Source organism: Geodermatophilus marinus (assembly GCF_003428645.1).
In the GTDB taxonomy this organism is placed as follows: Bacteria; Actinomycetota; Actinomycetes; order Mycobacteriales; family Geodermatophilaceae; genus Geodermatophilus.
In genome coordinates this window covers 32,539-43,163 of record NZ_QVQH01000033.1, presented here as the reverse complement: position 1 = coordinate 43,163, position 10,625 = coordinate 32,539, and the positions used below count along the sequence as shown (strand labels likewise).

The following is a 10,625-nucleotide window of genomic DNA, read 5'->3' as shown; positions in this document are numbered from 1 at the left end:
TCACCTTCGGCGAGCTCACCGACCGGATGGAACTGGCCCGCCACGGCGCCCACACCTTCTGGGGCCTGCTGACCCGCACCGCCGCCACCATCGCCGCGCACACCCTGCTACGGGTTCACGCCGCCGACCTGGGGGTTGCATAAGTCAACCCCCATAACGCGCCTGAGCCCCGCGCGGGCCTACGCTGGGAGGACCGGTGGGGCACCGGTGCCATGGCGCGGGCCGGGGCGCGGGCCGGGGCCCGCCGGCGCCGCGTCCGCGCGCCGAGCTGTGGGGGGACGATGTCCGACGGTCCCGCGTCGATGCCGGTCCTGAGCCGGGGCAGGCACCGGAACCCGGCCCGCGGTGCCTGCTTCATGGAGTACACCGCCCTGCTGGCGGGGGAGCCGTTCAGCGACGCACCGGGCTGCGTCGACGGGGAGCTGGCGGCGGTCCTGCGGCACGCCAACGACCGGCTGTCGGCCGCCGACCGGCCGCGGCTGGTGCCCCTGCTCGGGCGGGCCATCGGCCTGGGGGTCCCGCCCCCGGCCGCGGGCCACCCGCCGCGCCGTCCCCGCCGGCCGCGGGGGGTGCCCGCGCCCCCCGCGGCCGCCCCGGCCGTCGCCCGGCTCCAGCGGTCGGTCTCCCGGCGCCTCACCGCCGTCCTCGGCCAGCAGCTGCCCCCGTCGGCCTGGGCCTCGTACGCGGGCGGCCGCGACGTCGACCGGCTGTTCTGGGCCCTGATGTCCGAGCCCTGGCCGGTGCGCACCTCGGCCGCCTACGTCGACCGGCTGGTCGACCGGCTGGTCCTGCTGCACGAGTGCTACGAGCAGGCCGTGGACGAGCTCGGCCTGCCGCGGGGTACGGGTGCGGACGTTCCCGCGGGAACGTGAGCGGGACGTCCGACCCGTGACACCGGGTCCGCGATGCGCTTGGGTCGACGCCGGGTGGGAGCACGAGGGGTCGCAGCCACCGGGGCCCGGTGACGACGCGCTGGGTCTCCGGGACGCCTCCGCCGGGATCCTGCTCAGCGGCCCCGCCAGAGCGGTGCGGGCGGCCTGCGCCACCGATCACCTCGCCCGGCCCCCGGGGGGCACCGCCCGGGCCGTCGCGCCGGGGTGGCTCGCACCGCGCTCGTCACCGCACCGAGAGGACGGCACCCATGTCGATCACCCTGCCGGCTCTGACACCGGTCGAAGCCAGCCTGTTCCTGACGCTGTGCTGCAGAGCGCTCGACAACCGCTCGCAGCACCCCGTCCTGGGCGACGAGATCGCCGACGAGATCGTGCGCGCCCTCGAGTACGACCACGAGCGGTTGCACACCAACACCGACCTCGTGCTCAACGTGGCGCTGCGGGCGAAGAAGATCGACGAGGTCGCGGCCCGGTTCATCGCCCGTCACCCCGATGCGGTCGGGCTCGACCTGGGCGCGGGCCTCGACACCCGGTCGGCCCGCATCGCACCGCCGTCCACGGTGGACTGGTACGACGTCGACCTCCCCCAGGTGGTGGCCGCCCGCGAGCGCGTCGTCCCCCATCGCGCGCGGGCGCACACCATCGGTGCGGACGTGACGGACCCGGACTGGCTGGCCGCCCTACCCACCGACCGGCCCGCCGTGGTCACCGCCGACGGCCTGGTGGGTTTCCTCGCCGAGGACGACGTGAAGGCGCTCGTCGACCGGCTGGTCGACCACTTCCCGAGCGGGGAGCTGGTCTTCAACGGCTACACGCGCTTCACCATCTGGGTGGCCCGGCACGCCCGCGGCACGAGGTCCGTCGCCGACCAGGTGAGGTTCCCCGGCATGGACGACCCGCGCGAACCCGAACGCTGGAACCCCGCCCTGGAGCTGGTCGAGGAGATGCTGATCAGCCGGCAAGCCGAGATCGCGCAGTTCCCCAGGGCGCTGCGCACCTACTACCGGCTGCAGGCGCACAGCACGTGGTGGTCCCGGAAGGGGACGCTCATCCTGCACTACCGGTTCTGAGCCGGGACCCGCCCGAGCCGTCCGTGCCCGGGCCGGCCTCCGCGGGGGTGTGCCCCAGGACCCGGTCCAGGAACGCGAGTGCCCGGGGCAGGGCGTCGAGGCGGTTGGCCAGCCGGGCCAGGCCGTGCCCCTCGTCGTCGTAGACGAGCAGCTCGCAGGGCACGTCGTGGCTGCCGAGGGCGGCCGCGAGCTGACGGGCCTCGGCCACGGGGACCCGCGGGTCGTTGGCGCCGTGGACGACGAACAGCGGCGCGCGGACGTCCCCGGCCCGCCGCAGCGGCGAGGCGGCGGCGAGGAAGCCGCGGTCGGTGCGCAGCGACCCGTACTCGCGCTCGCGGTGGGCGCGCCGGTGGTCCGCCGTCCGCTCCAGGAAGGTGATCAGGTCGCTGATGCCCACGATGTCGACGCCGGCGGCCCACAACCGCGGCTGGAACGCGCAGCCGGCGAGCACCAGGTACCCGCCGTAGGAGGTGCCCCACAGCGCCACCCGGGCCGGGTCCGCGCCCGCGCCGACCAGCCAGCCGTGCACCGCGGCGAGGTCGTGCAGGCAGTCCAGGCGCCGGGTGGTGTCGTCGAGGCCGGCGTGGCGCCGGCCGTGGCCGGTGGAGCCCCGCACGTCGGGCAGGACGACGAGGTAGCCGCGGGCGGCCAGCGCCTGCACGACGGGGGAGAAGTCGGTCAGCGACCGGCCCTCGGGTCCCCCGTGCAGCACCACCACGCCCGGCGGGGGCGGGCCGCCGGCCGGGGCGTCGGGCCGGTGCACCAGCAGCGGCACGTCCACCCCGTCGGCGCTGGTCGCCGTGTGCCGCTCCGGGCGCCGCAGCCGCGCCGGGTCGACCGGGGAGGGGTCCCCGGCCACCGGCTGCGGGGGCGCGTCCGCGCGCAGCCGCCAGACCCCGGGCGGCAGGCCCGGCGCGGTGCAGGTCGCCAGCACGCTGCCGTCGTCGGCGACCAACGGCTCGGGCAGCAGGTGGCTCCCGGCCATGACCGTGTCCGGGTCGGGGAGCCGGAGCGCGCCCCGCGAGGCCGTGGTCCGGGCGTCGAGCAGCTCGGCGGCGCTGCTGCCGTCGACGTCGGTCACCGCCAGCAGGGTCCGCCCGTCCGGGCTGGTCCACCCCGCGACGTCCCAGGGCGGCGCCAGCACGACGTCGACCGCGTCGGTGGTGAGGTCGACCCGGACGAGGGCGGAGCGGTCCCGGCCCAGGTCGCTGCTGACGACCAGGGTGGTCGCGTCGACCCACGCGGGGGCCCCGACGAGCGCCGCCACGTCGGGGTGCGGCAGCACCACCCGCGCGCGACCGGTCGCGACGTCGAGGAGCAGCAGGTCGGTGTCCAGCGGGCGGGGCCCCGGGCGCAGGACCGACAGCCACCGGCCGTCCGGGGAGAAACCCGAGGCGGGTTGCCACCAGCCGTCGCCGCGGTGCAGGAGCCGCTCCTCGCCGGTGTCGGGGTCGAGCAGCCACACGTCGAAGACGGTCCGGTCCCGGCGGTTGGCGAGCACCGCCACCGTCCGGCCGTTCGCGCTGATCCCGGCGAGGCGGTGCACGGCGGCGGGGTCGGAGGCGAGGTCCCGCCGCACCGGCCGGCCGCGCGGGAGCGGGCCGTCGAGGTCGAGCAGCCACACCCGGCTGCGCTCGTCGCCACCGGCGTCGCCCTCGACCACGGCCTGCCGGCGTCCGGGCCGGTAGCGCGCCGCGGTGACCCGCTCCTCGCCGGCGGGGAGCGGGCGCACCGCCCCGGCGTGCCACTCCGCCAGCCGGTCGACCCCGGTCGCGTCGGTGCGCAGCAGCAGGTGGTCACCGGCGCGGTCCAGCACGGCGGTCGAGCGGGCGCGGAGCAGCTCAGCCAGCACGGGACCCGCCCGGGGGTGCCGCGGCGCGGGCCGGGGCGTGCGGCGGACCGGACGAGGCGGGCCGGTCAGCCGCGGCGGGCGTCGGCCACCACCTCGAACCACTCGGTGCGGCTGGGTTCCTCCTCGAGCCGCTCGAGCGTCGAGCGTTGCTCGAGGAAGGCGGGGTCGGAGTGCCAGGCCTCCCAGTCGGCCCGGCTCTGCCAGGTGCCGACGAGGACCCGCGTGCGGGGGTCGTCCGCGGGGGTGAGGAGCTGGCCCGACACCCAGCCCGACCGGTCGTGCGCCGACTCGAACCGGGCACGCACGGCCGCGTCCCACTCGGACTCCCCGCCCGGGCGCAGCCGGGTCGTCGTCACCACGGTCATCATCGCGAGCTCCTCCGCCGGGGGTCCCCCCAGTCTCGTCCGCGGCGGGCACCCCGGCCACCGACGCGAGGAGGGGGCACGGCGACGCGTCGCCGTGCCCCCTCCCGTCGTCCGCTCAGAGCGCGCGGACGTTCTCCGCCTGCGGGCCCTTCTGGCCCTGGGTGACGTCGAACTCGACCCGCTGCGCCTCGTCCAGCGACCGGTAGCCGGTCCCGGAGATCGCCGAGAAGTGGCAGAAGACGTCGGGGCCGCCGCCGTCCTGCTCGATGAAGCCGAAGCCCTTCTCCGCGTTGAACCACTTCACAGTGCCCTGGGCCATGTCGTTCTCCTCCGTGCTGTCGTGTCAGGGCCGACGACCGCCGGTCCCGGGTCGCCGCACCGACCGGCAGGACCGAGAGGAACGTCAGGCAGAGACGACTGCGGACGTCCGAGAACGAAGCAGAGGCACGACGGCGACCGGGGCCGAGTCTAGACACGTCGGAGCCCGAGGCGGTGCCGCGTCACCGGGCCCGGCGCGCGGCGCGTCGTCGCCGCGGTCGACCCGGACCCGCCCGTGGCCGAGCCCGGTCCGACGGACATCACCGTCGACGACCGGCACCTGTACCGGGGCCGGGTCGCGGTCCAGGAGCCGGAGGACCCGTCCCGCCGGACGGAGCTGGCCGAGCGCATCGTCCGCATTCGGGCCGGTCGGCTGGCCGGTGGTGGCGGCCCCGACCGAGGACGCCGGGATCGAGCCGTACCCGACCGGCCGCGTCCCTGGCCGTCACCGGGCTCCGGGAGACCGGGGTGGACCGCCCCCGGGCCGCGCGCGGGCGCCTGACGGCGCGGGGTTCAGGCCTCCCCGCCCAGCTCCGCCTCGTCCAGCGCCCGTTGCCGGCGCCGGTCCTCCTCGATGTCGGCCCGCGCCTCGGCGTCCTCCTGGGTGAGGGCGTCGGTGGGCCGATCCGCCGCGCTCTGCGCCCCCGGGGTCCGGGGCCCACCGCGGCTGCCGGGGTCCTGCGGTCCGGTGCTCATGGCACGGCTCCCTCCGGTGGGTGGGTGGACGCGGCGGTCCGGGTCAGCGCCGTGCTCCCTCGGTGCCGAGGGTGGCCGCGGCGACGGCCTCGTCCTCGGTCCTGCCGTCCAGGCGCGCGACGATGTAGCCGGCGTACCAGCCCGACCAGTGGTGCGGCGGGGCGGTCGCCTCGTACCGGCTGTGGTGCTCCTCGGCCTCCCCGAGCAGGCGGGTCAGCTCGCCGACGTCCATGCCGTCCTCCTCGGTCCTCGTCACGGGGGCGCGGTCCGGGGCCGGGTGCCCAGCGCCCGGGCAGGTGCGCGGTGGGCTCCTGCGGAAGCGTCCGGCGCCGGGCCCCCGCCGGGCGCGGCTGACGGGACGAGGGTCCCGCGCGCCGGCGCGCCCGGGAACCGCGCGGGGCCCCGCGCCCGGGCCATCCCGCCGACCCACGGGCGGCGGTCACGCAGCGTCGTCGGAGCGGTCCGCCGCGCGCCTGCCCGCCCGGACGACGGTCGGGGTCGTGGTGGCCGGCGGCGCCCGGGTCCAGGCCCCCGCCACCCGCGTGCGGGCCCGCTGGGGGGAGCGGGCCCCACCGGCCCCACGCGCCCCCGGGTACCCGTCCGGGCGGGACGAGGTGCGGGCGGCGAGCGGGAATTGCGTACTCTCCGATGCGTTGACACCGAGAGGTACCGACGCGAGGACCGAGCCCCGGTCCTCGCACCCTGCCCCCGCGTCCCGTGGTGACCCGCTCACCCGAGCGGCGGCTGAGCGACAGCCGCGAGGTCCGCCGAGGCCGCGCAGGGCCCACCGGGCCGGCAGGGCCCGATGCGGCCCGCGGCGCGGGTCCCGGGGCCACCGCCCCGGGCGCCGGGGCCGCGCCGGGCGTTCCCGGCCTGCCCGTCGGGCGGTGCAGCGTGCTGCCGGGGCGACCGTGCCCGGCACGTGAGGAGGAGTTCGTGGCTCGAGCAGGCCAGCGCCAGAGGGGCGCTCGCCGTCCCGCCGCCCCGCGGAAGCAGCGACCGGTCCGCCAGCGCGGCGACGTCGTCGCGCTGCTCGCCCGGACCGCCCGCGAGGTCGAGGCGGCCACCCGGCGCGGTCGCGTGACGCCCACCGTGCGCGCGACCTTCCAGGCCGTCGCCCTCCTGCTGCGGGACGAGCGCGCCCGCGTCCTGGAGGCCGGCGGCAGCGACGGCCAGCGGGCCGAGCGGCTCAAGCGGCTGGACGGCATCGCGACCGTCCTCGCGACGACGGCCGTCCGGGACTCCAGGCTGCTCGCACTGCTCGCCGACGACGCCGTCGTCTCCGACCGGGCCCGCGAGGTCAAGGCCGACCTGCTGCGCGACGCCGGCATCGAGCCCGTACCCGAGGACGTCGCGCCGGTGCCGCCCGCCGAGCCCCCGGCCGGCGAGGAGCGGCGCGTGGTGCCGCAGTCGGTGGTCTCCCGGCAGCTGGCCAACCCCTTCCTCGCACCCGACTTCTCCGCCGTCCCGCAGCGCCCGTCCCGGCCCCGTCGCCTGGCCGGGTGGGAACTGCTCGGCCCGCTGCTGAACTCCTTCGAGCGCGCCGGCGGCGGCGCGCCGGCGTGCCTGGAGCTGCCCGAGCCGACCGACCGGTTCGCCCCGGCGGAGCTCGAGCCGATGCCGCACCAGGGCCGGCTCGTCGCCGCGGCCGCGGCCGGCCACCGGACCTTCCTGCTCGCCGACGAGCCGGGGCTGGGGAAGACGGCCCAGTCGCTGCTCGCCGCCGAGGCCGCCGATGCCTACCCCCTGCTGGTCGTCGTCCCGAACGTCGTCAAGACCAACTGGGCGCGCGAGGCCGCCCGCTGGATCCCGCACCGCTCGGCGACCGTGGTGCAGGGCGACGGCGAGACCGTCGACGGCTTCGCCGACGTCGTCGTCGTCAACTACGAGGTGCTCGACCGCCACGTGGGCTGGCTGGGGGCCTTCGGCTTCCGCGGGATGGTCGTGGACGAGGCGCACTTCATCAAGAACAAGACCGCCCAGCGCTCGCAGCACGTCCTGGCGCTGTCCGACCGCATCCGGTCGCGCACGGCGCGGCCGCTGCTGATGGCGCTCACCGGGACCCCGCTGATCAACGACATCGAGGACTTCCGGTCCATCTGGCAGTTCCTCGGCTGGATCGACGAGTCCCAGCCGATCGGCGAGCTCATGGACGCCCTGGAGGAGGCCGGCCTGACCCCCGCGGACCCCGGCTTCTACCCCGCGGCGCGGCAGGCCGTCATCGACCGCGGCATCGTCCGGCGCCGCAAGGTCGACGTGGCCGCCGACATCCCCGCCCGCCGCGTCGCCGACCTGCCCGTCGAGCTCGACGGGGCGGCCGGCCGGTCGATCCGCGCGGCCGAGCGCGACCTCGCCCGCCGGCTGGTGGCCCGCTACGAGTCGGCGCTGGCCGCCCGCTCGGGCGCGACGGAGGTCGAGGGCATCGACCACGCCCTCGTCCGAACCGTGGCCGGGTGGGAGCTCAAGGACGCGACCGGCACCGACGCCGGCGAGAACGTGTTCGGCATGATGCGCCGCATCGGCCGGGCCAAGGCCGGCCTGGCCGCGGACTACGCGGCCCAGCTCGCCCGCAGCGCCGGCAAGGTCGTCTTCTTCGCCAAGCACGTCGACGTGATGGACGCCGCCGAGGAGACCTTCGACCGGCTCGGGGTCCGGTACTCCTCGATCCGCGGGGACCAGACGCCGTCGGCCCGGCAGCGGCAGATCGACGCGTTCGTGGGCGACCCCGGTGTCGCGGTCGCCGTCTGCTCGCTGACGGCGGCCGGTGTGGGGCTGAACCTGCAGGTCGCGTCGAACATCGTGCTGGCCGAGCTGTCCTGGACCGACGCGGAGCAGACCCAGGCGATCGACCGCAGCCACCGCATCGGGCAGACCGAGCCGGTCACCGCGTGGCGGATCATCGCGGCCCAGACCATCGACGCCCGGATCGCCGAGCTGATCGACAGCAAGGCGGGCCTCGCCGCCCGGGCGCTGGACGGGTCCGACGAGGAGGTCGCCTCCTCGGCCGACGTGCAGCTCGAGGCGCTGGTCGCCCTGCTCACCGACGCGCTCCGGAACCGCGCGGAGGTCTGACGCGGCGGAGGCCGGTCGCGGTACCCGCCCGTACGCGCGCAGCGACCCGCGCGGCCGCGCGCACGCCCCTTGCTATACGTAGACGTGTACGTATACTTCCGACATGGCTACGATCGGTCCGTGCCGAACAAGACGATCTACGTCTCCGACGCGGATCTGCCCGTCTTCCAGCGCGCGCAGGAGCTCACCGGGGGCAACCTCTCGGCGGCCATCTCCCGGGCCCTGCGCCGGCTCGTCGAGGTCGAGGAGGGGCGCCTCGCGGGTTTCGAGGAGGTCACCGTCCGGGTCGGCGTGGCACCGGGGAGGCTGCAGCGTTTCCAGGGCGTGCTGCTGGCCGACTGGAACCGGTCGACCGGTGAGAGCGTCGAGCACTACCGCGTCTACCGCACCCGCACCGGGAAGTTCGCCGTGCACACCGCCCGCCCCGAGGGGTTCGTGTGGACCGCCGGCACGGAGGGCCGGCTGACCGGCTGGCGCAAGCACGTCAGCGCCGACCAGCAGTGGGGCCAGACCCCCGCCACGGCCGTCCTCGAGGTCTTCGCGACGTTCGAGGAGTTGCGGGCGGCGGTGCCGGCCGAGCTGGCCGCCCTGGTGGAGGCCCACGCCACCGAGCCCGAGGTCGAGGACCTCGACATCTGACGCCCCCGGCGCCGCCGGGGGACCCCCGGTACGGCCAGGAGGAGCGACCTTGCCCACCGATCCGACCCCGGCGATCGACATCGTCGGCCTCGCCAAGCGGTACGGCGACCGCACCGTGCTCGCCGGCCTGGACCTCACGGTGCCCACCGGCACCGTGACCGCCCTGCTGGGTGCCAACGGCGCCGGCAAGACCACCACCGTCTCGATCCTGGCCACGCTGCTGCCCGCCGATGGCGGCACCGCGCGCGTGCTGGGCCACGATGTCGCCCGCCGGCCGCAGGCGGTGCGGCGGCTGATCGGGGTGACCGGTCAGCTGTCGGCCGTCGACCCGCTGCTGACCGTGGCCGAGAACCTGCGCCTCATGGCCGACCTGTTCCACCTGCCCCGGGCGGAGGGGCGCCGCCGCACGGCCGAGCTGGTCGAGCGCCTCGGCCTGGCGGACGCCGTGCGCACGCCCGGCCAGCAGCTGTCCGGCGGCATGCGCCGCAAGCTCGACCTGGCCATGACGCTCGTCGGCGGCCCGCAGGTCGTGTTCCTGGACGAGCCCACCACGGGTCTGGACCCGCGCGCCCGGCACGACCTGTGGGACCAGGTGCGCGCCTTGGTGGCCGGCGGCGTCAGCGTCCTGCTGACCACGCAGCACCTGGAGGAGGCCGACCAGCTCGCCGACTCCGTCGCCGTCCTGCACGGCGGCCGCCTGGTCGCCCACGACACCCCCGCCGGCCTCAAGGCCGCGCACGACACCGGCTCGCTCGACGACGTCTTCCTCGCCCTGACCGCCCCCGGCGATGCGGCGGAGGTGGCGTGATGACCGCGGCCGCACCCGCCCCGGCCCCCCTGCCCGCGGGTCCCTCCGGCCCGGCCCGCGCGGCCGGGGACCTGGCGACGATGTCCCGGCGCAGCCTGCTGCGGATGGTCCGCTACCCCTCGCTGACCGTGCTCATCGTCGGCACGCCGGTGGTCCTGCTGCTGCTGTTCGTCTACGTGTTCGGCGGGGCGTTCGGCGCCGGTGTCGCCCCGGGCGTCTCGCCGGGGGCGGCGGGACGCGCGGCGTACCTGGCCTACATCCTCCCGGCGGTGCTGGTGATCACGGCGGCCAGCGTCGCGCAGTCCACGGCGATCAGCGTGGCGATGGACATGACCGGCGGCATCACCACCCGGCTGCGCACCATGCCCGTCGCGCCCGTGTCCGTGCTGGGCGGGCACGTCGTCGGCGCCGTGGTGCAGACGCTGCTGGCCACCGCCGGCGTGCTGGGCGTGGCCGTGCTGCTGGGCTACCGGCCCGGGGCGCGGGGGCCGGACTGGCTGGGGCTCGCGGCCTTCTCGGCCCTGTTCGCGCTCATGCTGGCCTGGCTGTCGGTGGCGATGGGCGCGGCCGCCCGTTCCGTCGAGTCCGCGTCGAACACTCCGATGGTCCTGCTGCTGCTGCCGTTCCTGGGCAGCGGCTTCGTCCCCGTGGACACCATGCCCACCGCTGTCCGGGTGGTCGCCGAGCACCAGCCGTTCACCCCGGTGATCGAGACCGTCCGCGGACTCCTCGGCGGCGGTCCCCTCGAGGCGTCGACCACGTGGACCGCCGTCGCCTGGTGCCTGGCCCTGACCGTCCTCGGCTGGCTGTGGGCCCGCTCCGCGTACCGCCGACCCCGCGTCTGAGCGCGCCCGCCACCGGCCGTGGTCGTGCGCCCGCGCCCGGGCCGCCCGTCTCATCCTCCGCGTGGGA

The 10,625-nt window shown here is 76.7% G+C and carries 11 protein-coding genes; 6 read left to right on the top strand and 5 right to left on the bottom strand.

Annotation, left to right across the window (positions count from 1 at the left end; translation table 11 throughout):
• The first annotated feature begins 356 nt into the window (after positions 1 to 356).
• Both D0Z06_RS22765 and D0Z06_RS22760 read left to right on the top strand, forming a co-directional pair.
• A complete protein-coding gene (locus D0Z06_RS22765; protein ID WP_147332113.1) occupies positions 357 to 872 on the top strand; it encodes a hypothetical protein in 516 nt (171 codons plus the stop codon).
• Between the two features lie 269 nt (positions 873 to 1,141).
• On the top strand, positions 1,142 to 1,963 hold the full coding sequence (locus tag D0Z06_RS22760; RefSeq protein WP_117379826.1) for a class I SAM-dependent methyltransferase: 822 nt from the start codon (positions 1,142 to 1,144) through the stop codon (positions 1,961 to 1,963).
• Here the strand turns inward: D0Z06_RS22760 and D0Z06_RS22755 are convergent.
• The 5 genes from D0Z06_RS22755 to D0Z06_RS22730 form a co-directional block, all read right to left on the bottom strand.
• A complete protein-coding gene (locus D0Z06_RS22755; RefSeq protein WP_117379825.1) occupies positions 1,941 to 3,815 on the bottom strand; it encodes a S9 family peptidase in 1,875 nt (624 codons plus the stop codon). The genes D0Z06_RS22760 and D0Z06_RS22755 overlap by 23 nt on opposite strands.
• A gap of 65 nt (positions 3,816 to 3,880) precedes the next feature.
• Positions 3,881 to 4,183: an antibiotic biosynthesis monooxygenase family protein gene (locus tag D0Z06_RS22750; RefSeq protein ID WP_117379824.1), complete on the bottom strand. Its 303-nt coding sequence runs from the start codon at positions 4,181 to 4,183 to the stop codon at positions 3,881 to 3,883.
• 112 nt (positions 4,184 to 4,295) lie between these two features.
• Entirely contained in the window at positions 4,296 to 4,499 is a 204-nt protein-coding gene (locus D0Z06_RS22745; protein ID WP_117379823.1) for a cold-shock protein, read from the bottom strand.
• A gap of 512 nt (positions 4,500 to 5,011) precedes the next feature.
• Positions 5,012 to 5,194 carry a hypothetical protein gene (locus D0Z06_RS22735; protein WP_117379821.1) on the bottom strand — a complete coding sequence of 61 codons (183 nt, stop codon included), beginning with the start codon at positions 5,192 to 5,194 and terminating at the stop codon, positions 5,012 to 5,014.
• A 43-nt stretch (positions 5,195 to 5,237) separates the two neighbouring features.
• A complete protein-coding gene (locus D0Z06_RS22730; RefSeq protein WP_199522485.1) occupies positions 5,238 to 5,450 on the bottom strand; it encodes a hypothetical protein in 213 nt (70 codons plus the stop codon).
• 680 nt (positions 5,451 to 6,130) lie between these two features.
• On the opposite strand from D0Z06_RS22730, the gene D0Z06_RS22725 reads away from it, so the two are divergent.
• The 4 genes from D0Z06_RS22725 to D0Z06_RS22710 all read left to right on the top strand — a co-directional run bounded on the left by D0Z06_RS22725 (position 6,131) and on the right by D0Z06_RS22710 (position 10,558).
• Positions 6,131 to 8,266: a DEAD/DEAH box helicase gene (locus D0Z06_RS22725; RefSeq protein ID WP_117379819.1), complete on the top strand. Its 2,136-nt coding sequence runs from the start codon at positions 6,131 to 6,133 to the stop codon at positions 8,264 to 8,266.
• 120 nt (positions 8,267 to 8,386) lie between these two features.
• Entirely contained in the window at positions 8,387 to 8,905 is a 519-nt protein-coding gene (locus tag D0Z06_RS22720) for an EXLDI protein (protein ID WP_117379818.1), read from the top strand.
• 49 nt (positions 8,906 to 8,954) lie between these two features.
• Entirely contained in the window at positions 8,955 to 9,713 is a 759-nt protein-coding gene (locus D0Z06_RS22715; protein WP_117379817.1) for an ABC transporter ATP-binding protein, read from the top strand.
• The gene (locus D0Z06_RS22710) at positions 9,713 to 10,558 is read left to right on the top strand and encodes an ABC transporter permease (RefSeq protein WP_117379816.1); all 846 of its coding nucleotides are present in this window, start codon (positions 9,713 to 9,715) and stop codon (positions 10,556 to 10,558) included. The genes D0Z06_RS22715 and D0Z06_RS22710 overlap by 1 nt, the downstream gene beginning before the upstream one ends.
• Positions 10,559 to 10,625 lie beyond the last annotated feature (67 nt).